This window comes from Syntrophomonas sp. DTU019 (assembly GCA_913757435.1).
In the GTDB taxonomy this organism is placed as follows: domain Bacteria; phylum Bacillota; class Syntrophomonadia; order Syntrophomonadales; family Syntrophomonadaceae; genus DTU019.
Map to the genome: position 1 here is coordinate 208,640 of CAJYDM010000005.1, position 23,084 is coordinate 231,723.

Here is a 23,084-nt window from a genome sequence, read left to right on the forward strand (position 1 = left end):
GGGGATGGCTATATGCCCTACGTTGTAGCCCTGGAGGCTTTCCACGGGCCTTTGGACTTGCTGCTCTACCTGATCGAGGAGAATCAGCTCGATATTTATGATATACCTATCGCCAGGATAACCGACCAGTATATGGCCTATCTCTCCGATACCGGGGATTGGGACCTGGACCGCCTGGGCGACTTTCTGGTGATGGCTTCATACCTGATGCAGCTGAAAAGCCGCCTGCTTCTGCCCAAAAGTCCCCTGGAACGCCAGGAGCCGGAAGAGAGCGACATTGATCCTCGAGAGGAACTGGTACGAAAGCTATTGTCCTACAAACGCTACCGCCAGGTGGCCAACTATCTGGCCGCCATGGAACAAGGTGACGTGCATCGGGTTTTCTACCGCCAGCCTGATGACACTCCGCGTGAGGAAGAATTGGTGGCCGATGTCAAATCACTGGTGTCGGCTTATAAAGCCTTGCGCGAACAGCTCAAGCAGAGCCAGCAGCAAATGGAGATCCCCGGCGGAGATGTGGACATAAACCTGATGATGAACCGTTTGATGTCTATGCTGGGGGAGAAAAAGCGCCGTGGCATGGCTTTTCATGAACTACTGGGGAGCGCGGCCAGCCGCAAGGAATTGCTGGGCTATTTCCTGGCCTTGCTGGAGCTGTTGAGGCAGCATCGGGTGAGGGCCATGCAGAGCGAACACCGGGCTGAAATTAGAATATACTTACAGGCAGGAAATAAACATGTTGATGCGTGATGAGGTAAAAGCGGCCGTAGAAGCCATTCTGTTTACCCGCGCCGAAGCAGTCTCCTTGGAGGAACTGGTGGAGATCCTGGATGTGGGATTGCTGGATCTGATACCCATTATGCGGGAATTGATTTTACAGTATAATCAAGAAAAACGCGGCCTGCAGATCGTAGACACCGGCAGCGGCTATTTGATGTGCACCCGGCCGGAATTTGCTGGCTTGCTGGCCAAAACACGGCCAGCGCTGCGCAAACGCCTGTCCGGGGCAGCTCTGGAGACCCTGGCGGTGATCGCCTATCAGCAGCCGGTCACCCGTGCCGAGATCGAAGCAGTGCGCGGGGTGAAGATCGACCGTATCATAACCATGTTATTAGAAAAAAACCTGATCGAAGAGGCCGGCCATAAGCCGGTAGCAGGCAAACCGATGTCGTATCAGACCACCCCCGAGTTTCTGAAAATATTCGGTTTGACCAGTCTGAAAGACCTGCCCGTTTTAGAGGAGGATTCAGGTAATGTCTGAGCAAAACAAATCCATGGAAGAACAGGTTAAGATAAAATCCCAAGAGGCGCGCAAACTGGCTCGCTATATGAGCAGTACCGCCGACCTGGTGGAGAATCAGATTCTAAAAGCTCAGCAACGGGGCGATTTCAACAACCTCGACGGTCATGGCAAACCGCTGCGCTTTGATGAAAACCCGTATGAACCGCCGGAGCTGCGCATGATATTCAAAATTCTTAAGGACAATGACTGTGCCCCTTACTGGATCGAATTGGGCAAGGAGATCGACGCGGACTTTGATAGACACCAGCGGGAACTGGAAAAATTCCGCAGATACGCGGTCATGTTCTATGGTTCCAAGCATAACCGCCAGGCGGTGGAGCGCTTTGAAAAGCGCAAAGAGTCGCTGTATTTTGAAGAACGAGTGCGGCTTGAAGCCATCAACAAAAAGATCCTGGACTACAATCTGATGTGTCCCACCTACCATCTGGGCCGGCAGAACATTGCCGTAGAAGAAATCATGCTGGAAGTCATAACCCAGATGGAAGCATATCTGGAAACCCTTCGCCAAGCATCTCGCTAAATTGCATAAGTACCCTTACTGCGTATGGTTTTATCGCACGGCCTTTGCGTGCCAGCTGGCTAAATTGAATAAATACCCTAATTGCGTCTGGTTCTAGCGCACAGCTTTTGCAGGCCGTTCCTGGCTAAATTGCATAAAGTGTCCCAACCCGGTAATAATATGGTAAAACGGAGATCACGATGTGGTATGCCATTATCATAGTGGTGGTTGTAGCCGGGTTGGCCGCGTTCGCGCAGCTTCCTTACACGATCACGCTGCGGGTCACCTTTGAGGCCCAGCCGCTTTCCCTCGAAATAGAAACGAAATCCAAACTGCGCCGATTTAACAATAGTCAACGTCTGCAGGCCGATCAACTCGGTCAGGCCTTGCTAAAAATGGGTTCAGGCAATTCAACACAGGCCAAGAAATTCTTAGTGCGCCAATTCCTCAAGCAACTGGGGGTGCAGAAAGTGATATGGCGAACCTGGCTGGGCCTGGATGATGCCATGCTCACCGCAGTCGGCAGCGGAGCCTTATGGGGACTCAAGGGAGCCGCTGTCAGTCATCTTAACCGCTTCAGTGTGATCAGGGCCTGCAAGCTGGAAGTCAACCCAGATTTCTGCGCCTGGCGCTGCACATCGCAGCTGGACTGCATATTCAAAATACGCCTGGTGCATTATATCTATATAGTCAATTGGATGAGGTTTAAAGCGAAGGGAGAATAAAAATGGACGAAGGGTATCAGCAGCAGCAACAGCGCTCTGGCGACCAGAGCCATCCTATCGAAGGCTTAATGAAGACTGCCATGCAGAGCATCAAAGAGATGGTGGACGTCAATACCGTGGTAGGCGATGCCGTAGAGGCCAATGATGGCAGCGTGATTATTCCTATTTCGCAGGTGGCCTGCGGATTCGCGGCAGGTGGTGGCGATTATGAGGTGGAAGGCGGGCAGCAAGGCGACAAGCCATTCGCAGGGGGCAGCGGTGCCGGAGTGTCCGTAAAGCCTATTGGCTTTTTAGTAGTACGCGCCAATGACGTCAGACTGCTCTCCACTAACGGCAATCACGTAGCCGAGAGGGCCCTGGACCTTCTGCCGCAGTTCGTGGACAAAATCCAGAATGCTTTCCAGAACCGCGGCTCTGAGCAACAACCGACTAACCCCATACAATAATAACCGACTAAAATGACACAGGAAACGAATGACACGCGGGGACACGCGGGGATGTGAGCGACCGAGCAAGGTCGTGACATATAGTGGGTGAGAAGCCCACCGAGAAAGGACTAGCCAACCACTCGTAGCCAGCCTTGGAGCGCAACTGGCAACAGAAGCGTTTAAGCGTAGGCAGGCGAGGTAATGGGCCGAAAGCCAGAGGCTGAAGGGAATGAGCCCCGAAATGTGTGTGGATGAGGAGGCCGATGCCGTACGTCCAGCAGAAGGCAACACCTCAGCGGTCGATAGGGCGAGAACGCTGAGGCTCCTCCGGGGTCAGAGACCTTGGCACGTTACACATTGTTAAGTCACGGTAACTCGGGAGACCCTGACAGTTCTTCCGCAGGGGAGTATGGCCGACAAGCAATACAAAGCAAGGGAGCCAAAAGTCTGTCAGGGAGTCGGATTGCTGCATAGTACTGATGAACAGGGTAATGCCTGGGGAGGAAAGGCGGCAACGTATTATAGCCCTTAGTCAAGGAAACATTGTCCTACTGGAGAGGAGAAGACAGTGGAAACGCAACTGGCAAGGATAGCCGAACGAGCAAGAGAAAATCCCAAGTACAAATTCATGACCCTAATCCATCTCATCAACGAGGATACGCTAAGTGCTGCACATAACCAGATGGCAGCACGAAAAGCACCAGGAGTGGATGGGGTAACCAGAAAAGACTACGGCGAAAACCTGGAAGAAAACATCAAAAACCTGGTGTCAAGAATGAAGAAACAAGCCTACAAACCGCAAGAGGTCAGGCGGGTTCGCATCCCCAAGCCAGGAACAGACAAAACGCGTCCGCTCGGAATACCCGCCTATGAAGACAAACTTGTACAGGCAGTAGCAGCACAGATACTAAACGCCATCTATGAACAGGACTTCATGGGTTTCTCCTATGGATTTCGACCCAAGCGGAGTGCGCACGATGCATTAAAGCACCTTAACAAGCTCATAGAGGATCATCGAGTAAACTACATCGTGGACGCTGACATCAAGGGATTCTTTGACCATGTGGATCACAAATGGGTAATGGAATTTCTAAAGGAACGCATAGCAGACACGAACATGCTACGACTCATCTACCGATTCCTCAGAGCAGGGGTGATAGAAGCCGGGGTAAGATATGATACCCCCGAGGGAACTCCCCAGGGCGGGGTAATATCACCAATACTGGCAAATGTGTACTTACACTATGTATTGGATCTATGGTTTCAGAAAGTAGTGCGAAAGCATTGCCGTGGTTCGGCCCATATGGTAAGGTACGCAGACGACTTTGTATGCTGTTTTGAATTTGAGGAAGACGCCCGAAGATTCTACGTCGCACTAGAGAAGAGACTGGCGAAATTCAACCTCGAGCTGGCCGCTGACAAAAGCCAGATCATAGCATTCGGAAAGAAGGCGGAGGCAGAGGCTAAAGCAAACGGGCTGCCCAAACCCGGGACTTTCGACTTTCTAGGTTTCACACACTATTGCGGAAAGAGCAGGCATGGTAAATTTCGTGTAAAGCGGAAAACCTGTCGCAAGAAATTCAAAATTAGTGTAGCCAAGGCAAAGGAATGGATAAAGTCACATCGACACATTCCGGTGCCGGATATTATGGAGGTGCTGAAGAGGAAGCTGCAGGGCTACTATCAGTACTATGCAGTGACGGATAACAGCGACGCGCTCTATCGGTACAAGGAACAGATAGAGAGACTCCTATTCAAGTGGCTAAACCGACGAAGTCAGAGGAAGAGTTTTGGATGGGACAAATTCCAGAAAATGCTAAGAAAGTACCCACTACCAAGGCCAAAGATAGCTGTAAACATATTTGACATGAGGTGGGAAATCTCTAGCTGAGAAGGCAAATGATAATACGAAGAGCCGTATGCGTTAATAGCGCACGTACGGTTCTGTGAGGGGTAAGGGTACAATCGTATGGAAATTAAGTACGGTTGAGCTAGTGAGACACTGCCAACCGAAAGGGGCAGAAACCGAGTAGGCTCAACCTAACCTTAATCATCTGGCGAGAGGCCCTGCCTACTCGACTTTCACTGTGTCATTTTATCTGTGTCACGCGGGGACCCTTTGTCTGTGTCATTTGAATATGCGGGTATGGTTTTATATATGCTTTCTTTCTATGATACGCGGGTGTCACGCGGGCAAGTATTATCTGCTCCATCTTCTGTAGCAATGATATCAGACCATGCGAAAACCGCATTGCAGTTTATAGATGCCCCACCTATGGCCTCCATACTGTAGCCCTGCCGCCGGGAACCTGTTCAACCTCCTGAAACAGTATCTTCTCGTGCGCGAGGCATCCTTCCTGGGATTCGTTCTATTTTTCTACAGCTGGACATAACCCTTCTTTAGAAGGCTTTAAGGGGGATGTCCGTGCTAAATCTTATATGGTTGGTCCTTTTGGCCTCGGGCATTGTGGTGGCGGCCTGGCATGGCAATATCGAGGTGGTCACCAAAGCAGCGTTGCAGGCTGCCCATGATGCGGTAGAGGTGTGCATCAATTTGGTGGGCGTGATGGCGTTGTGGCTGGGTATTATGAAAATAGCCGAGTCTGGCGGCCTGATTAGGGTCTTGGGTCGTATGCTGAGACCGCTGATGGTTCGCCTATTTCCCACTGTGCCTCCCAATCACCCTGCTATGGGTGCGATCATCTTAAATTTGTCCGCCAACGTACTGGGTCTTGGCAACGCCGCCACACCCTTCGGCATGAAAGCCATGCAGGGGCTGCAGGAAATCAACCCCAGGCCGGGGGTGGCTTCTGAAGCCATGTGTACTTTTCTGGCTTTGAATACCTCCTGCATAACCCTCTTGCCGGCCACTATTATTGGGGTGAGAGCTTCATTTAATTCCGCCAATCCCACAGAGATCGTTGGTCCCTGTATTCTGGCCACTGCAACCTCCATGACGGTAGCGGTGACCCTGGATTACCTATTCCGGCGGCGCAACCGCCGGCGGAGGAGATAGCCGTGCTGGTCAACGCATTAAACACTATATCGCAATGGGCCATACCATTCTTGCTACTCAGCATCCCATTATATGGCTTCATCAAAAAGGTTCCGGTGTACGAGAAGTTTGTGGAAGGTGCTGAGGAAGGCTTTCACACCGCAATCCGGATTATCCCTTTTTTGGTGGGAATGATGGTGGCCATTTCAGTTTTTAGGGCTTCCGGTGCCATGCTGGTCTTTGCCAACCTGATCAAGCCTATCACCGAGCTGATCAGCGCGCCTGCCGAGATTATCCCTTTGGCGGTCATGCGCCCGCTTTCCGGCAGTGGGGTTTTGGGTATGGCCACAGAAATTATGCGGGTTCACGGGCCGGATTCTTTCATCGGCCGCCTGGCCTCAGTGATGCAAGGCACTACTGACACCACCTTCTTCGTGCTCACCGTTTACTTCGGCTCCATCGGGATTACCCGCTATCGCTATTCGGTTTTGACCGGGCTCAGTGCTGATATTACCGGTTTTCTGGCCGCCCTCTACTTATGCCATCGCGTTTTTGGTTAAACTAAGAAATAGTTCAGTTCCTCGCCTTATATAGAGGGCCAGGTATCTGAATAGAATATCTTTGGCCAGGCATGGTTTCTGTGCCAAATTATGATAAAATCATACATATTGACGCAAAATTTGCATGATGGAGGGACCACCTTGAAAAGCGATATTGAAATAGCCCAAGAAACACAGATGAGGCCCATAGTTGATGTTGCCGCGTCACTCGGTCTCTATGATGACGACATTGAACTATTCGGCAAATACAAAGCCAAAGTAGCTTTGCCGGTGTGGGAGCGCCTCAAAGACCGACCTTCAGGAAAATTAGTCCTGGTCACCGCTATCACCCCCACCCCGGCCGGGGAGGGCAAAACCACTACTACGGTTGGGCTGGGACAGGCTCTGAATAGAATTGGCAAGAAGGCTATCATCGGCCTCCGAGAACCTTCGCTAGGTCCGAGTTTCGGCATCAAGGGCGGGGCCGCCGGGGGAGGGTACAGCCAGGTGGTTCCCATGGAGGACATCAATCTGCATTTTACCGGCGACATTCACGCTGTGACCACCGCCCATAATCTGCTTGCGGCTATGCTGGACAACCACCTGCACCAGGGCAATGCTCTAGGCATCGACCCGCGCCAGGTAGTTTTGCGCCGAGCAATGGATCTGAATGAGCGCGCCCTGCGCAACATCGTGCTGGGATTGGGCGGAAAAATAAATGGAGTGCCACGGGAATCAGGGTTCGATATCAGTGTGGCTTCAGAGGTTATGGCGGCATTGTGCCTGGCCACCGATCTCATGGACCTTAAGGAACGCTTCAAACGCATCGTGGTGGCTTATACCTACGATGGACAACCGGTCACCGCTGATGATCTAAAAGCTGCCGGCTCCATGACGCTGTTGATGAAGGATGCCATTAAGCCCAATTTGGTGCAGACTTTAGAGGGCACTCCGGCATTCATACACGGCGGACCGTTCGCCAACATAGCCCACGGTGCCAACAGCATTATCGCCACCCGCCTGGGCTTGAAACTGGGTGATTACATGATTACCGAAGCCGGTTTCGGTGCAGATCTGGGAGCTGAAAAATTCTTCGATATAGTATGCCGCTACGGGGCGATGACACCCGATGCAGTGGTAGTGGTCGCCACCGTAAGAGCACTTAAAAACCATGGCGGAGTGGCCAAAGCAGACCTGTCCAGGCCTAATCTGGAGGCCTTAAAGACCGGTTATGCCAACCTGAAGAAACAACTGGAAAACGTTAAAAAATACGGGGTGACCCCGGTAGTGGCTCTGAACGAATTTCCAACTGATACCAGGGAAGAGATCGATTATGTGATCGATTGCTGCCGGAGCATGGGTGTAGAATGCGCGCTTTCCAGGGTCTGGGCCGATGGCGGAGCCGGCGGCGAAGAACTGGCTCACAAGGTGATCGCCGCGGCTGAAGGCGGCAGCGACTTCCGCTTCCTGTACCCCTTACAGCTCCCGGTAAAGGAGAAAATCAAAACTATCTGCCAGGAAATCTATGGTGCTGATGGAGTTACCTACAGCGGTGAAGCTGATCGGGTCATAAAGACCCTCGAACAATTGGGATATGGAGAACTGCCCATTTGCATAGCCAAAACCCAATATTCGTTATCTGATAATGCTGATCTAAAAGGGCGGCCACAGGGATTCGATGTCAATGTCCGCGAAGTGCGCCTCTCTGCCGGGGCAGGCTTCATAGTGGCCATTGCCGGCAATATAATGACCATGCCCGGTCTGGGTAAGACCCCGGCTGCAGACAACATCGACATCAAGGCCAACGGCGAGATCGTAGGTTTGTTCTAAAAGGCCAACAGGGCCAACAGGGCCAACAGAGGGACGTTCTTTTTGTTGGGTTCGAAAATTGGGGACGACAGAACCGTCGAACCGTCTCTCTGTACCCGCATGTACCTGAAACGTCCCAAAAACAGGAGGGTTTGAATAATGGAGCGCAAACCGATCGATAAGGAAAAAATCGAGCGAGCCATATTGATGTTATTAGAAGCAGTAGGGGAAGACCCGCAGCGTGAAGGTTTGATCGATACCCCCAAGCGAGTGGCGCGCATGTATGAGGAGATTTTTGCCGGGTGTGATCAGGATCCTCGCGAGTTTCTGAAGGTTTCTTTCACCGAGTATCATGATGAACTGGTCTTAGTCAAGGACATTCCCTTGTATTCCATGTGTGAGCACCATCTTCTGCCCTTCTACGGCAAAGCCCACGTAGCTTACATTCCCAAAGGCGGGAGGGTAGTCGGCATAAGCAAATTGGCCCGGGTGGCGGAGGCCTATGCCCGGCGCCCGCAACTGCAGGAACGGCTCACTTCACAGATTGCTGATTGCATCTACGACACCGTCCAACCGTTTGGGGTGGCGGTGGTCATTCAAGCCGAACACATGTGCATGACCATGCGTGGTATCCGCAAACCGGGGGCCCTGACGGTAACCTCAGCAGTGCGCGGACTTTTCGAGACCCGCGCCCAGACCCGTAATGAACTATTGACCCTGATCCTCAACGATTAGGGCAATGTTACACGGTTCCGGTCTATCCAGAAACGACGCATACCGGTGTGTCCGGTATATCAAGGCTCAAGTTTCAGTTATTAGCTGAATTTTGGAGCCTTTTTGGTGCGTAAAACCTTTGACCCCACTAAATCCGCATGAACTGAGATCGATTACTTTTGAATAGATCCCAGAACAAGGCCTGACCGTTGGGATTGGCTGTGACCAGTGAGGGCAGAGAGAAGGTTTTCAGGGCTTCTCCCACCGACAGGGTACCCTCGGCCGAATCCTTGCGCCCGGTGAACGGTAATTCGTCGGGACTGCGGCGGCACTGCGCATTTAAATTGATTCTAGCCACCATATTGCTTAACACATCTATAAACTGAGCACAGGTCTCTGGATTCTGGCTGAAAACGCTGGCCTGTTGACCATATCTGCAATCTTGCATATATTTTATAAGCTCATCTTGATCTGTAAATACCCCGATCGGCAAAACTGGCCCGAACTGTTCCACCTGGGAGATCTTCATCTCCAGATCTACTGGGTACAGTATAGTCGGATACCACATCGTACCTTCCCCTGAACCGCTGCGCTGGTTGCTCACTGCAGCACCCTGCGTCGTCGCATCTTCGACCAGCCCCTGCAGCCACTCCACCCGGTCCTCTGCGGGCAACGGGGTTATCACTACGTCCTCTTCCCAGGGCATGCCGCAATGGATACCATCGGCTTTATCGCTGATGAGCTGTACGAATTTCTCAGCCACCTGCTTATGCACCCATACCTGCTTGATAGCCGTGCAGCGCTGTCCGTTGTACTCCATAGCCCCGGCCAGGCACTCATCTGAGGCCAGTTTCAGATCGGCATCGGCAAAAACAAAAGCCGGATTCTTAGCCTCTAGTCCCAATACAGTGGTGAGGCGATTGGGGGCGGGATGCAGGGAGATGAGGTGACTAGCCACTGAAGTAGAACCAATAAATGCCAGCGTGTCAACTTCGCCCGAGGCCATTAAGGGGTCGATTATGGTTTCCCCGTCACCATTGATTACATTCACTACCCCCGGAGGAAAAGCGGCTGCAAAGGCATCGAGCAGCATCATAGTGCACAAAGAGCCGAAGCGGGGAGGTTTTACTACCGCAGTATTACCCATCAACAGAGCCGGGATGAGCATGGCAAAGGTCTCATTCAAGGGATAATTGAAAGGCCCCATGCACAGGACCACACCCAAAGGCGTGCGGCGTAGAATGGAAACATAGTTATTGATGCGGCTGAGCCGTGCTGATGAATCGAGGTTATCCTCCAAAAAGGAGATCGACGCCTGAATATATTTGACGGTGCGCTCGAACTCATCCCGGCAGGCTGGGTGAGGTTTGGCGATTTCCCACATCTCCATGCGAATAAAGGGTTCCTCCATTTCACGGAGCATCTCCAGGAAACACTCCAGAGTGGAGATGCGCTGGGCTGTGGTCATCAATGGCCATCCTCCGGCACCGTTCCCATAAGCTTTCCGGGCTGAACGCAAAGCCCTTATGGCCTCATCTTGAGTGAGCTCACCAACCGACCCCAGGTAAACCCCATCATTTTTAAGGGAACTCTTACCGATAGGGGAGTAAACCGGTGAATTGGGGCCTCTCCAGGTAAATACCTGGCCATCGATCAGGTAATCCAAACCATCATTGACCGGTGTGATACGGTAATTCTCAGGCACGGTTCGCATGTCAAAATTAGATACAACTAACATAAAAATACCTCGAAAATTAGGGGAATTTGTATGCACATTGATGCAGGCATTACAAATGCCATTTTAACAAAGAAATCAGAGCATTAATGACTAAGGCGAAGGAAGGATGACACAAACAAACTAATACAAAGAAATTTAATAAAAATTGCCCTAAATCAAGACAAACAACCTTCCTCAGCTTTTTATTATCTTGCCCCCATCAGGTATTTTTATATAAGTGAGCCTGTTTTAGGTTAAGGCTTAATTTAGGGGAAAGGAGGAATGCGAATGGATTACCAGGGTATTATTGCTAAATACAAGGATGTTCCGGGGGGAATCATCGAAGCTTACCATGCTGTACAGAAAGAGCTGAGCTATCTGCCCGAAGAGGTGATAGTTGAAGCGGCCAAGATCTTCAATATGCCGGTAGCCGAAGCCTATGGAGTAGCAACCTTTTACTCTTACTTGTCCGTAGAGCCCAGAGGGAAGAATATTATACGCATTTGTGAAAGCGCTCCCTGTCACATAGCAGGGGCAGCTGAAGTTATTGCGGCTTTAGAAAGGGAACTTGGCATCATTATGGGCGAAACCACATCTGATGGCAAGTTCACCTTAGAGTATACCGAGTGTGTCGGCCAATGCCAGTCCACGCCTGTGATAACTATCAACGGCAAGCCTTATGCAGGCGTATCTCCGGCTCAGATTGCTGCAATTCTGGCGGAATATAGATAGAGGCGCGTCCGCCATTCATGATTAATAACATACCTCAGAAAGGAGGTCATACGATGGCCGAAGAACTGCGCATCGTATTGCGTAACTACGGCAAAATCGACCCGCTCAATATAGACTCCTATATTGCTCTGGGTGGATATAAAGCATTAGAGAAGGCTCGCGGCATGGATCAGAAAGGCTTAATAGAAGAGATAAAGCAATCTGGTTTGAGGGGGCGTGGAGGGGCTGGATTTAATTGCGGTCAGAAATGGCAGTTTGCTTACATGGCACCGGCAGAGCAGAAATATGTGGTGTGCAATGCTGATGAAGGTGAACCCGGAACCTACAAAGACCGTTTAATTATGCAGAATGACCCTCAGTCACTTATTGAAGGGATGGCCATATGCGGCTATGCCATCGGAGCGAACCAAGGCTATATTTACTGCCGGGGTGAATATCCCTATGTAGTGGAGGTTCTCAACCAGGCTATCGCCCAGGCGAAAGATAAAGGGGTTTTGGGCGATTTTGACATTGAAGTCAGAATGGGAGCTGGAGCTTATGTATGCGGTGAAGAGACTGCCTTGATTGAATCCATTGAGGGCAAGAGGGGTGAGCCGCGCTTTAAACCGCCTTTCCCGCCAGCCCAGGGTTTGTGGCAAAAGCCCACCATCGTCAACAATGTTGAAACCTTTGCCAACATCCCCGTGATCGTTGATAAAGGTGCAGAATGGTTTGCCGCCATCGGAGCCCCGGCTTATCCCGGAACCAAAGTTTTCACCTTGACCGGCGACATCAATAACAAAACCTTCTTCGAAGTACCGACCAACACTACTATCAGAGAAATCATCTACAAGCTGGGAGGGGGGATCCCCGGCGACAGAAAATTCAAAGCGGTCCAAATCGGGGGGACCTCAGGTGCATTTATTCCTGAGGCGCAGTTGGACACGCCGGTAGCTTTTGATGCCATGGCCGCGATTGGTGCGACCCTGGGTTCCGGCGCAGTATTCGTTCTGGATGACAGCCGCGACATAGTGGACGTGGTCACTCGAATTGCCGGATTCTTTGAACATGAGTCCTGCGGGAAATGCGCTCCGTGCCGAGAAGGAACCATGCGCACCGCAGCATTGATGGAAAAGATCGAAGCGGGTGAAGGGGCAAATGATGACATCGCCTTGTTAGAAAAGTTGGGCCGGGTTATGTCCTATTCCTGCCTGTGTGGCCTGGGCCAGGCGGCACCGACTCCGGTATTAAGTACTATCAAGCATTTCAAAGCCGACTATAATGCCAAATTATTGTAGGGGAGCAAAGGAGGGAAACTAATTGGTAAACGTCACAATTAACGGAATGAATGTATCCGTTCCCAAAGGCTCAACCATCCTGCAGGCGGCACAGCGAGTCGGTATTCATATTCCAACTCTGTGTTATCACCCTGATCAGTCCATAAAAGCCAACTGCAGGGTGTGCGTTTGCGAAGTTGAAGGCAACAGGCTTCTGCAAGCAGCCTGTTCGGCCCCGGTCTTCGAAGGCATGGTGGTTAGAACCAACACCCCCAAGGTATTGGAAGCTCGCAAAACTATAGTAGAGTTGATCCTGGCCAACCATCCCCAGGATTGCCTGAACTGTATCAGGAACGGTGTCTGCGAACTGCAGACCCTGGCTGAGGAACTGATTATTCGCGACAATCCTTTTGAATTGATGATCCGCGGTTATGAAAAAGACACCTCTACACCGTCATTGTTCAGGGATCCTGATAAATGCGTCTTATGCCGGCGCTGCATTGAGGCCTGCTCGGTGGTTCAGAGCGTCAATGCCCTGGGGATTGAAGGCCGCGGCAATAACGCCATGGTGGTTCCTACTCTGGGCAAAGACCTCATCGACAGCCCGTGCGTAATGTGTGGTCAGTGCATACATGCCTGCCCGGTAGGTGCTATCGGTGAAATAGAAAATATCGAACAGTTCCTGGCCGCAGTGGCTGATCCTGAGACCATTGTGGTCACTCAAATTGCCCCTGCAGTCAGAGTGGCCATTGCTGAAGAGATTGGCATGGCAACCGGCGAACTGCCGATGGATGTGTTTGTGAACGGGTTGCGCCAGATTGGCTTCGACTATGTCTTGCACACTAACTTCACCGCCGACCTGACCATACTGGAAGAAGGCAACGAGCTGTTAAAGAGGGTGAAAGAAGGCGGCACACTGCCTATGTTCACCTCCTGCAGCCCGGGATGGATAAACTTCTGTGAAACCTTCTATCCCGATTTGTTAGATCATCTATCCACCTGCAAATCACCGCAGCAGATGTTTGGCGCCCTGGTAAAAACCTACTGGGCCGAAAAGATGAATATCAACCCTGCCAAGATTTTCAGTGTGTCGATCATGCCCTGTGTGGCCAAGAAGTTTGAGGCGGATCGCCCCGAAATGAGAGACAGCGGTTACAAAGATGTGGATATCGTCCTAACCACCCGTGAGATCGGGCGTTTGTTCAGACAGAGCGGCATCGATTTCAGCAAACTGCCTCCTTCAAACTTCGATTCCTGGATGGGGGCCTACACCGGCGCAGCCGTTATCTTTGGAGCCTCCGGCGGGGTCATGGAAGCGGCTTTAAGAACGGTTTATGAAGTAGTGACCGGCAACACCCTGGAGGATGTTAACTTCACTGCGACCCGTGGTTTTGACGGCATCAAGGAGGCCACTGTCGACCTGAACGGCCTGGAAGTGAAAGTGGCTATCGCCCACAGCCTTTCCAATGCCCGCAAGCTGATGGATCAGGTCAGAGCTGGAGAGTCACCCTACCACTTCATCGAGGTTATGGCCTGCCCGGGCGGCTGCATTGGCGGCGGCGGACAGCCCATCACCAAGCGGAATCAGAAACGCGTTGAGCGCATTGAAGCCATTTACCTGGAGGACGAAGGACTGCCCATCAGGAAATCCCATGAGAATCCTGAAGTCAAGGTGCTCTACGATGAATTCCTGCATGAGCCGTTGGGACACAAGTCTCATGAACTACTGCACACCCATTATCACGACAAAAAGAAAAAGTACCTGTAAAGCATCAATACTAAGTAGCAAAGAGGCTGCTAAATAGCAAAGAGGCTGCCCTTTTGAAGGGCAGCCTCTTGTCACGGGGACGTTGTCACGGGGACGGGGTTGTTGACACACTCTTGAGTGTGTCAACAACCCCGTCCCCGTGACATTATATGGCCAGGCCGGCTTCCTGAAGTGTTCTTGCCAGATCCTGACTGCCAGGCAGGTTGGCAACATCCATGCTAGTGTAGGGCAGCCCGGCGGATTCCAAAGCTCTGAGGGTAAAACGATCGCCGGCTGGTTTCTTTTTGTTGTTGCTGGTACTGATGGTAAACACCACCAGCAATGGAGCCAGATTATCACTGGCACAGATGACAAAATCAACCCGGCGGTCTTTAACCCGCTCCAGATACTCCTGGCGGCGCGGGGCATCGGCTGGCATGGACAGAAGGTCAGCCAGGCGCACCTTGGGAAAAACCACATAACGGTCATCCAGGGTTTCTGAGATCAAACGAAAACCTGCCAGTTCGCGCGCATTAAGGATAAAATCGCGCTTGCGGTAAGGCATATCGTTGACATCAACCCAGGCGTTGCTGAGATCAATGACCTTGCCATTGCGCTTGTTTTTGGTCTGGTATTCTTGATAAGCATCCCAGGCCAGCTTAGCAAATATAGCTATGATTAATAAAGCTAGGAATTGGGCCAAAAATAACACCTCCCGGGTAGAATGTGTAAAAAAATAATTCCATAACTTGTTATTCTGTCATTATATTGTTAGGAATGGAACGGTTACTTATCCTAAGCCAAACCCGTTTTGATAACCGTTTTTTGGGGAATGTCGTATCGGTCAGCAGGAGTTTTATTCCTGCACCAATTATCTTAGTATATATCTATATTATATACTGATAACAGCCATGAGTTGCTGAATAAGATTTTTGTTTAAGAATTATTGTGCCCCAAGTTTTATTTACCGAGGAATCCTTGCCCATGCTGGCCATGGTTAGTCGTGCGGCCAAACGGCCTTTCCCAGCCTGTGTGACAATTGTGTGACAAGTGGGGCAGTCCTTATTTGTTACCCATTTCTCACCAGGCTTTTATATAGAGTGCTTTCAGTATAAAATGAAGAACAGGCCCTGTTAAGCAGCCGGCTAGCCCGGTCCGCCAGGAGCAGCGAGAAGGAGATGGATTAAGTGCAATATATGAGCAGCCGGGGAAACAGCCCCGAGGTGTCCGCCGCTCAGGCCATAATAAACGGCATCGCGCCGGACGGCGGCCTGTACATACCTGAAAACATACCCTCAGCGCGTGCAGAGGATTTCATTACATGGGCCCAAATGCCTTATCAGGGTAGGGCAGAAGCTGTTTTGCAGCGCTATCTGGGCGGTTTCACTCCTGACGAGATAGCTCACTGTGTATATGGCGCCTACAACCAGACCAACTTTGATCATCAGGAGATCGCCCCGTTGATAGAATTATCGCCCCGCATGCACATCCTGGAGCTTTGGCACGGTCCTACCAGTGCTTTCAAGGATATGGCCCTGCAGATATTGCCTTATCTGTTGACCACCAGCATTAAGAAAACCGGAGAGAGCAAGCAGATCGCCATCCTGGTAGCCACCTCCGGAGACACCGGCAAAGCAGCCCTGGAGGGTTTCAAGGACGTTGACGGGACTAGTATTGTGGTCTTTTATCCGGCTGAAGGGGTCAGCGAAGTGCAGCGTTTGCAGATGGTCACTCAGACTGGAGCCAATGTAAACGTGGCCGGTGTTTTAGGCAATTTTGATGACGCTCAGAACGGAGTCAAGCGCATTTTCAGCAATCAGGGCTTCATAACTCGTCTGGCGGATGGCGGGATAAAAATGTCTTCAGCCAACTCCATCAACTGGGGGCGGCTGCTGCCGCAGATAGTATATTACCTGTCAGCCTACGCTGATCTCATGCACAAAGGATTGCTGGCTTACGGAGAAAAGGTCAACATCGTGGTGCCTACAGGCAATTTCGGGAACATCCTGGCAGCATATTATGCCGGCGAAATGGGCCTGCCGATAGGGCGACTGATATGCGCTGCCAATGCTAATAACGTTCTGACCGATTTTATTAACAGTGGGGTGTATGACCGCAACCGTCCGTTTTACAAGACTATCTCCCCGTCCATGGATATACTCATCTCCTCCAATCTGGAGCGGCTGCTGGCAGAAGTCAGCGGGCATGATTCTTTGCAGCTGAATGACTGGATGAAACAATTGGCCGCAGATGGGCGTTACCAGGTTTCGGATGCGGTGCGGGATAGAATCCAGGAACTGTTCTGGTCGGATTCCGGCAATGATGAAGAGACCATTGCTGCCATCCGCCACACCTGGGAACAGTATCAGTATCTGGTCGATACACACACCGCGGTGGCATTGCACGTTTACAGGCGCTATCAGGAAAAAACCGGGGATGCTGCTAATGCCATAGTGGTTTCCACTGCCAGTCCTTTCAAGTTTGGCAGCAGCGTGGCTGAAGCTATACTCCCCGAAGCCGTACGCCGAGGCCAGGACGAATTCAGCCTGATCCGCATCCTCTCCGAATGGACTGGATGTGCGGTTCCCCCGGGTATCCGCGATCTGGATAAGCGCCCCGTGCTCCACGATACCAACACCAGCCCGGAGGAAATGCAGAGCACTGTAGCCCGGTTCCTCAACCTGTAAGGTCTGCGGGTGACGGAGGGACGGGGGACGGGGGATAGGGACGGGGACGGTTCTTTGTCACTTTTAAAAGTGACAAAGAACCGTCCTCTGTCCTATCCCCCTCCCCCGTCCCTGTCCCTTTCACACCGCTGTTACCCGCGGATGAAGTAGTCCATGATCTCGTGGCCTGCCGGGAAGTGGCGGCCCTGCCGGGCGGCAGCCTCAGTATACTGCCCGATGCCATCATTGACCGGACGGTTCTTGTCAAATATCATATACGGCACCATGCCGCTGCTGTGCGTTCTAATGGCCAGTGGAGTAGGATGGTCGGGAATGATCATCACCCGCAGCTCATCGAAGCGCTCCATTTCCGAGCGCACCAATCCTACCACTTCTTTATCGATCTGTTCGATGCTCCACACTTTGGCCTTGAGATTGCCCTGATGTCCAGCCTCATCGGGTGATTCAATATGCATATAGACAAAATCCTGCCCGCTCAAGAGTTCATCCAGAGCAGCACGGGCTTTGCCTGCAAAATTAGTCTCCACTGCGCCGGTAGCCCCCGGCACCGCTACCGGTCTGAGCCCGGCGCATATCCCCAGGCCTTTGACCAGGTCTACCGCCGCGACCACCGAGCCCTTTAACCCGTATTTGTCGGCAAAGCTATCCAAAGTGGGCCTTCTGCCCTGTCCCCAGAACCATGCCGATACTGCTGGATTCTTGCTCTGATTGCGTCGTTCCATATTAATTGGGTGGTTTTCCAACAAAGCCAGACTCTTCTCCATCAGTTCCATCAACACCGCACTATCCGCCCCCTGGGGGAGATAATCCCCTACCACGCGCCCGGTTATGTCATGGGGAGGGGTGAGATCCATGCTGCGCTGAGCACCGTTCTTCCACAACAGCAGGTGGCGGTAGCTTATCCCGGGATGGAAGCTGAACTGCTCGCGGCCCAGATTACTCTGCAGCAAGGCTATCAACTGCCGCGCCTCTTCAGTGGTGATCTCCCCGGAACTGTAATCCACCATGGTCCGTTCTCCGTAAACCTTGCCTTCGGAAAGCGTAACCAGGTTGCAGCGCAGAGCCAGATCCTCATCATCCATGGGGACTCCCATGCTGACCGCCTCCAGTGGGCTGCGTCCGGTGTAATAGCGCCTGGGGTCATATCCCATCACCGACAAATTGGCCACATCACTGCCGGGCGGGAAGTTTTCAGGGACGGTCTGCGCGGTGCCTATAGCAGCAGTCCTGGCCAAAAAATCCATATTGGGTGTTTGGGCATACTCTAAGGGAGTCTTGTTGCCCAATTCCGGGATGGCGTCATCGGCCATGCCGTCGGCCAGGATTAGCAGATATTTCATTTGGTTTCCTCCTCTTTTCAACTAGCAACAGTATAGCATCTTCGGGGCAGGATGGTAAAATGGCCACCGCAACCCTCAATAATTGGCGATCGGGTCCTGTAATTGCTATATAATGGCATGACCCGTATAATTAAAATAGCTTGAATCAATTATATGTATAGAACGAAGGAGGCGCTATCATGGGCAGCAAATTTTGGGATTCCTATCCGCTAGTCGTTGAAGGTATGCTGCAAGCCCTGCCGCCAGGATACACCTTTTATCTCTCCAACCTGGAGAAAGTGATCTTCAAGGCACCGGCTGATGCGGTCCCCGGGGTGAAAGTGGGGGAGCCCTACGTAGCTCATGGCCCCTCCGGCACCGCGATACGCACTGAACAGGTGGTCACTATGGAACTGGACATCAGTTATTATGGAGAACCTATCAAAGTATATGCGGCACCGATATTTGACGAAGAACAGCCCGATTTGCTGCTGGGTGCCTTCGCCATATCACTGAGCCGGGATAGTGCCTTTTTGCTGCGCAACCTGGCCAACACCTTCCAGGTGGGGATGGCTGAGATAGGTATCGCCTTAAAAAGGATGGCCATGGACAGCCATGGGGTAAGGATCAACAATGCCGCACTTTACCAGCGTATTCAGAATATCCGGCAATCCCTTGAAAAGATCGAGAACAGCGGGCCGTTGTGCGAGGAAACCATCAGCGCGCTAACGGCCATGAAGGCCGATCTGGAGATGATGGCTGATGAAGCGCAGACCATCTTGCAGCGCAGCGACCGGCAAGCCAGTCTGACACAGATATTAAGCCACCGGGTCAAGGAGCTGGCCAAAGACATCGATGATTTAAACCGCATCGCCCATGAGATCTAAACTTCGCTTATAAATAACACATCGGTAATAGGACCCGTTTAGAGTGCATACTGTTAGCAAAGCAGCTGGCGCACCGTATGCCTGCTTAAAGGGCATACTGTCGGCAGAAAAGCCACCAAGCATGGCAAGCTAGTCAGCGAAACCGTTGAATGCCATTGAGCAAGGAGGGAAATTATGAAACATAGCGGCTACGATGTGGTCATCCTGGGATGCGGCCCTGCCGGGCTGTCAGCGGCGGTGAACGCCACCATTCGCAACAAAAAGGTGCTGGTCATCGGAGGCGACCCGTGCAGTCCGCCTATGCATAAGGCGCAGAAAATAGACAATTATCTGGGCCTGCCAGCGGTGAGCGGGTCTGAATTATTGGAGCGTTTCATGGCCCATGCTCAGGCTATGGATATAGAAATCGTAAATGGCAAAGTCGATCTCATCACCGACCTGGGTAAGGGCTATCAGCTAATGCTGCAGGAGCAATTCATAAACAGCAAAACCATAATCATCGCCACCGGGGTTCCCTATAAGAGCACCCTGCCCCGGGAAGAGGAACTCCTGGGCAAAGGCCTGGGATACTGCGCTACCTGCGACGGGCCTTTGTACCGCGATAAAACCGTGATGTTGATTTCCCACGATCAGGAAGGTGAGGCCGAGGCTGATTTTATGGTGCAGATCTGCCGCAATGTGTACTATGTGCCGCTATATAAAAAGGTAGGAACTATGGATGCCCGGGTCAAAGCTCTGCAAGAAAGGCCGCAGGAAATACTAGGCCAGGATGAGGTGACCGGAGTGCGCATGGCCAATGGCCAGGTAATACCGCTAGATGGTTTGTTCATACTGGGCGGTGAAACCGCACCCAGTCGCCTGGTGCCAGGATTGGAGATGGATGACCGCCACATCAAAGTCAACCGAAAACAAGAAACCAATCTGCATGGGGTTCTGGCCGCCGGAGACTGCACCGGCAAGCCCTATCAGGTGGCTAAATCCATCGGTGAAGGGCAAGTGGCCGGGCTGCAGGCCAGCTTATTGGCTTCACAGATCCGGCCATAACATAAAGGGTCTATTTTGAATCAGAGGATTTAGAATCTTCTGGCTTCATCCGGTCTTCAGACACCGGTCGGCTTTCGGTAGCCCGTTGAATAATGACTGATGTCCCACCGGTATTGCCTACCTGTGGCTGGATATATTCAAATAGTGATTGGCCTGCTGGAGTAGGGCCGCTGTCATCTGATTCTGTTCCGGTGCCTGCTGAAGGCGGCTGAGCAGATTCCTGCCCTTCTAAAGGCTTTTTGGCCGGTCCGGGCCTGTTTTCCTGATCCTTAAATAGACCGAACTCGAATAACATATTGTCTATACTCTGAGTGAATACACCGAAAAAATCATTGAGCCGGTTTTGCCCGGTGTCGCCTTTGGCCATCTGCATAGCTGTATTGCGCCGCTTGGGGTGAACATCCGCTTTGTGTCTGGGCATGATAACACCTCTTTTGGCTTTAGTATCTGCAGCATGGCGGCATTCATGATGCCAACACCTGGCAGTGCAGGGATAAAACGTCCATTCAGCCAGGTCCAAAGCGGGGTGCTTGCCTTTGAAAACGTTTGCCATGCACTCCGCTGTTTATATTTCCAGCGTCTAAAAAAACCAAGACACATAGTAAAACTGGTGTGTTGACTAAAAAAACAGAGGATGCTATAATAAAATTCGTTGCGGAGCCGTGGTGTAGCGGTTAACATGCCGGCCTGTCACGCCGGAGATCGAGGGTTCAAATCCCTTCGGCTTCGCCATATAAGCCTCGGTAGCTCAGCTGGTAGAGCAGCGGACTGAAAATCCGCGTGTCGGTGGTTCGATTCCGCCCCGAGGCACCATCAAATGCGGAAGTGGCTCAGTGGTAGAGCATCGCCTTGCCAAGGCGAGGGTCGAGAGTTCGAATCTCTTCTTCCGCTCCATGAAAACAAGCGCTGCTTTCGCGGCGCTTTATTCTTTTGGCGGTTCTTAAAGAGAGCCTTCCGAAGTTATACGCACGAAGCAGTATCAATTTAGGACAAAGCCACAGATCAGGGATGCTTCTTACCTCCACCACTGTTATCTGCATTGGGGGTTGGCTTATCTCATAAGTTTCCTTTAGCCAGGATAGATCCTGCAACCATATGTAGGATGTTAAGTTCTTTGATGTTGTAGCCCAATGGCTAGGGGATGACATTTCAGCTGACTGACAACAACGGCCTACACTTACTGTTGCATTAACTCGGCAAAGTTGATATAATTATGACTGCGCGAAATGCGCCAGTTGGGGGCGGATGGCGAAGAGGCTAACGCTATGGTCTGCAAAATCATCATGCGCCGGTTCGAATCCGGCTCCGCCCTCCATTTTTATGCCAACAATTGCCCGGGTGGCGGAATAGGCAGACGCACGGGACTTAAAATCCCGCGGCCCCAAAGGCCGTACCGGTTCGACCCCGGTCTCGGGCACCACTTAAGCAAAAACGACCGAGAGTCATTAGGCTCTCGGCTAAGTGTTTTCTGCATAGCCAAGGCCAAGACCTCAGAGATGATTGACATGCTTTATTGGAGGCCAGCACCTGCTATCGGCATCACAGCCTCGGGGGTTACTGAGCATTGCCATGTCAGCCAATATCAAATCGTTAAGCTTATTCCTTTATCGCATTTCGCGATATAATTAATATGGGAGGTGACCATATGACTAATAGAAAACCTGATCGAGGTAATGTTAAGCGCATTTTAGCCAACGTAGAGGCCACCATGGCGGTTGAGGGGATTAGGCTTAACAAGGCATCGAAGGCCACCACCAAACAGTATTTAACTGGGAGTATTAGTCGCGAAGAAGCGGTTGCCATCATCCATAAACGGCACGCTCGGAACTTTGGCAAGTAATGAGAGATAGACTCTCGCGCTACAGCAGGAAACAAAAGAAGACATCAGACTACTGTTATGAAGACACTGAAGTGCTCATAAATAAAAAAGGGATTAAGAACGCAAAGCATTTGGCTGCTTTCGAGAGAGACATAACAGCGCAGCGGCTATCAGAGTTAGAACTTGAAAACCCTATTAGAGGCCGTTTTTCCCCCACCCATTTAAAGAGAATCCATGAATATATTTTTCAAGACATATATCCCTTTGCTGGCAAGTACCGTTTGGAAGATATGTGGAAAGAAACCACCTTTTTCTGTAAGAGCCAGTATATCCATGAAAACTTAACCAGAGTCCTGGTAGAACTGAGAAAGGAAAGATATTTAAAAGGCTTGGATAAACGGGAGTATTCTCTGCGTATGGCCTATTATATGGCGGAGATGAATATGATTCATCCTTTTAGAGAAGGCAACGGCAGAACAATCAGGGAGTTTATCCGGCAGTTAGCACTAAAAGCTGGTTACATCATAGAGTGGTCATTAATTAAACCTGAGTCAATGCTGCATGCAATGAAGCTAACGGTAACTGGAGACCTGGTCCCATTAGCACAATGCATTGAGCAAGCTCTTGTTAAGCACCACTCTAGATCATAGACGCACGGGACTTAAAATCCCGCGGCCCCAAAGGCCGTACCGGTTCGACCCCGGTCTCGGGCACCACTTTAGATTACCAACACCGGCTTTGCAGGCCGGTTTTTAAAACGGGTTTATCAGCCAGAAATAACCGAGAGTCATAAGGCTCTCGGTTTTACTGTTTTCTGCATAGCCGACGCAGGGTAAACAGTCGGTTTGTTTTGAGTTCAATCAG

Annotated in this window: 22 protein-coding genes and 5 tRNA genes; 23 read left to right on the forward strand and 4 right to left on the reverse strand. The window is 51.4% G+C overall.

Annotated features, from left to right (window positions below):
- The first annotated feature begins 12 nt into the window (after window positions 1–12).
- From AC15IQ_RS12955 to folE, 10 genes are all read left to right on the forward strand, one after another.
- Window positions 13–750: a segregation and condensation protein A gene (locus AC15IQ_RS12955; RefSeq protein ID WP_483179567.1), complete on the forward strand. Its 738-nt coding sequence runs from the start codon at window positions 13–15 to the stop codon at window positions 748–750.
- Window positions 737–1,261 carry an SMC-Scp complex subunit ScpB gene (gene scpB / locus AC15IQ_RS12960; RefSeq protein WP_483179568.1) on the forward strand — a complete coding sequence of 175 codons (525 nt, stop codon included), beginning with the start codon at window positions 737–739 and terminating at the stop codon, window positions 1,259–1,261. Before AC15IQ_RS12955 ends, scpB begins: the two co-directional genes overlap by 14 nt.
- Entirely contained in the window at window positions 1,254–1,823 is a 570-nt protein-coding gene (locus AC15IQ_RS12965) for a DnaJ family domain-containing protein (protein ID WP_483179569.1), read from the forward strand. The genes scpB and AC15IQ_RS12965 overlap by 8 nt, the downstream gene beginning before the upstream one ends.
- Window positions 1,824–2,002: 179 nt before the next feature.
- Complete coding sequence (locus AC15IQ_RS12970) at window positions 2,003–2,527, forward strand: DUF2953 domain-containing protein (protein ID WP_483179570.1); 525 nt, start codon at window positions 2,003–2,005, stop codon at window positions 2,525–2,527.
- Between the two features lie 2 nt (window positions 2,528–2,529).
- Window positions 2,530–2,973: a GerW family sporulation protein gene (gene ytfJ, locus AC15IQ_RS12975; protein WP_483179571.1), complete on the forward strand. Its 444-nt coding sequence runs from the start codon at window positions 2,530–2,532 to the stop codon at window positions 2,971–2,973.
- A gap of 550 nt (window positions 2,974–3,523) precedes the next feature.
- The gene (ltrA, locus tag AC15IQ_RS12980; protein WP_483177505.1) at window positions 3,524–4,846 is read left to right on the forward strand and encodes a group II intron reverse transcriptase/maturase; all 1,323 of its coding nucleotides are present in this window, start codon (window positions 3,524–3,526) and stop codon (window positions 4,844–4,846) included.
- A 534-nt stretch (window positions 4,847–5,380) separates the two neighbouring features.
- Window positions 5,381–5,971, forward strand: coding sequence for a nucleoside recognition domain-containing protein (locus tag AC15IQ_RS12985; RefSeq protein ID WP_483179572.1), 591 nt, complete (start codon window positions 5,381–5,383; stop codon window positions 5,969–5,971).
- Window positions 5,972–5,976: 5 nt separating this feature from the next.
- Window positions 5,977–6,510, forward strand: a complete 534-nt coding sequence (locus AC15IQ_RS12990) for a spore maturation protein (protein WP_483179624.1) — start codon at window positions 5,977–5,979, stop codon at window positions 6,508–6,510.
- 141 nt (window positions 6,511–6,651) lie between these two features.
- Window positions 6,652–8,319 carry a formate--tetrahydrofolate ligase gene (locus AC15IQ_RS12995; protein WP_483179573.1) on the forward strand — a complete coding sequence of 556 codons (1,668 nt, stop codon included), beginning with the start codon at window positions 6,652–6,654 and terminating at the stop codon, window positions 8,317–8,319.
- Window positions 8,320–8,457: 138 nt separating this feature from the next.
- Window positions 8,458–9,033 (forward strand): GTP cyclohydrolase I FolE, encoded by a 576-nt coding sequence (folE, locus tag AC15IQ_RS13000; protein ID WP_483179574.1) that lies wholly within the window; start codon window positions 8,458–8,460, stop codon window positions 9,031–9,033.
- Between the two features lie 127 nt (window positions 9,034–9,160).
- Here the strand turns inward: folE and AC15IQ_RS13005 are convergent, their stop codons facing one another.
- Window positions 9,161–10,750, reverse strand: a complete 1,590-nt coding sequence (locus AC15IQ_RS13005; RefSeq protein WP_483179575.1) for an aldehyde dehydrogenase family protein — start codon at window positions 10,748–10,750, stop codon at window positions 9,161–9,163.
- Between the two features lie 267 nt (window positions 10,751–11,017).
- Here AC15IQ_RS13005 and nuoE point away from each other — a divergent pair, with 267 nt between their 5' ends.
- Genes nuoE through AC15IQ_RS13020 form a run of 3 tightly spaced genes read left to right on the forward strand, consistent with a single transcriptional unit; the run spans window position 11,018 to window position 14,485 of the window.
- Window positions 11,018–11,461, forward strand: a complete 444-nt coding sequence (gene nuoE / locus AC15IQ_RS13010; protein WP_483179576.1) for an NADH-quinone oxidoreductase subunit NuoE — start codon at window positions 11,018–11,020, stop codon at window positions 11,459–11,461.
- 53 nt (window positions 11,462–11,514) lie between these two features.
- Window positions 11,515–12,738, forward strand: a complete 1,224-nt coding sequence (nuoF, locus tag AC15IQ_RS13015) for an NADH-quinone oxidoreductase subunit NuoF (RefSeq protein ID WP_483179577.1) — start codon at window positions 11,515–11,517, stop codon at window positions 12,736–12,738.
- Window positions 12,739–12,760: 22 nt separating this feature from the next.
- Complete coding sequence (locus tag AC15IQ_RS13020; RefSeq protein ID WP_483179578.1) at window positions 12,761–14,485, forward strand: NADH-dependent [FeFe] hydrogenase, group A6; 1,725 nt, start codon at window positions 12,761–12,763, stop codon at window positions 14,483–14,485.
- 145 nt (window positions 14,486–14,630) lie between these two features.
- On the opposite strand, the gene AC15IQ_RS13025 is transcribed toward AC15IQ_RS13020, so the two are convergent.
- Window positions 14,631–15,167 carry a DUF2726 domain-containing protein gene (locus tag AC15IQ_RS13025; RefSeq protein WP_483179579.1) on the reverse strand — a complete coding sequence of 179 codons (537 nt, stop codon included), beginning with the start codon at window positions 15,165–15,167 and terminating at the stop codon, window positions 14,631–14,633.
- Between the two features lie 493 nt (window positions 15,168–15,660).
- On the opposite strand from AC15IQ_RS13025, the gene thrC reads away from it, so the two are divergent.
- The gene (thrC, locus tag AC15IQ_RS13030) at window positions 15,661–17,151 is read left to right on the forward strand and encodes a threonine synthase (RefSeq protein WP_483179626.1); all 1,491 of its coding nucleotides are present in this window, start codon (window positions 15,661–15,663) and stop codon (window positions 17,149–17,151) included.
- Window positions 17,152–17,282: 131 nt separating this feature from the next.
- Here thrC and AC15IQ_RS13035 read toward each other — a convergent pair whose 3' ends face one another.
- Window positions 17,283–18,491: a cofactor-independent phosphoglycerate mutase gene (locus AC15IQ_RS13035; RefSeq protein ID WP_483179580.1), complete on the reverse strand. Its 1,209-nt coding sequence runs from the start codon at window positions 18,489–18,491 to the stop codon at window positions 17,283–17,285.
- Between the two features lie 179 nt (window positions 18,492–18,670).
- On the opposite strand from AC15IQ_RS13035, the gene AC15IQ_RS13040 reads away from it, so the two are divergent.
- A complete protein-coding gene (locus AC15IQ_RS13040) occupies window positions 18,671–19,357 on the forward strand; it encodes a hypothetical protein (protein WP_483179581.1) in 687 nt (228 codons plus the stop codon).
- A 174-nt stretch (window positions 19,358–19,531) separates the two neighbouring features.
- Window positions 19,532–20,401, forward strand: coding sequence for an NAD(P)/FAD-dependent oxidoreductase (locus AC15IQ_RS13045; RefSeq protein ID WP_483179582.1), 870 nt, complete (start codon window positions 19,532–19,534; stop codon window positions 20,399–20,401).
- A 10-nt stretch (window positions 20,402–20,411) separates the two neighbouring features.
- Here the strand turns inward: AC15IQ_RS13045 and AC15IQ_RS13050 are convergent, their stop codons facing one another.
- Window positions 20,412–20,954, reverse strand: a complete 543-nt coding sequence (locus tag AC15IQ_RS13050) for a hypothetical protein (protein WP_483179584.1) — start codon at window positions 20,952–20,954, stop codon at window positions 20,412–20,414.
- A 103-nt stretch (window positions 20,955–21,057) separates the two neighbouring features.
- Here AC15IQ_RS13050 and AC15IQ_RS13055 point away from each other — a divergent pair.
- From AC15IQ_RS13055 to AC15IQ_RS13085, 7 genes are all read left to right on the forward strand, one after another.
- Window positions 21,058–21,133, forward strand: a tRNA-Asp gene (locus AC15IQ_RS13055).
- Between the two features lie 5 nt (window positions 21,134–21,138).
- Window positions 21,139–21,214 (forward strand) — tRNA-Phe (locus AC15IQ_RS13060).
- Window positions 21,215–21,220: 6 nt separating this feature from the next.
- Window positions 21,221–21,295, forward strand: a tRNA-Gly gene (locus tag AC15IQ_RS13065).
- 345 nt (window positions 21,296–21,640) lie between these two features.
- A tRNA-Cys gene (locus AC15IQ_RS13070) sits at window positions 21,641–21,716 on the forward strand.
- Window positions 21,717–21,733: 17 nt separating this feature from the next.
- A tRNA-Leu gene (locus tag AC15IQ_RS13075) sits at window positions 21,734–21,821 on the forward strand.
- A 225-nt stretch (window positions 21,822–22,046) separates the two neighbouring features.
- Window positions 22,047–22,241 (forward strand): hypothetical protein, encoded by a 195-nt coding sequence (locus AC15IQ_RS13080; protein WP_483179585.1) that lies wholly within the window; start codon window positions 22,047–22,049, stop codon window positions 22,239–22,241.
- Window positions 22,241–22,870 carry a Fic/DOC family protein gene (locus tag AC15IQ_RS13085; protein ID WP_483179587.1) on the forward strand — a complete coding sequence of 210 codons (630 nt, stop codon included), beginning with the start codon at window positions 22,241–22,243 and terminating at the stop codon, window positions 22,868–22,870. Before AC15IQ_RS13080 ends, AC15IQ_RS13085 begins: the two co-directional genes overlap by 1 nt.
- The last annotated feature ends 214 nt before the right edge of the window (window positions 22,871–23,084 follow it).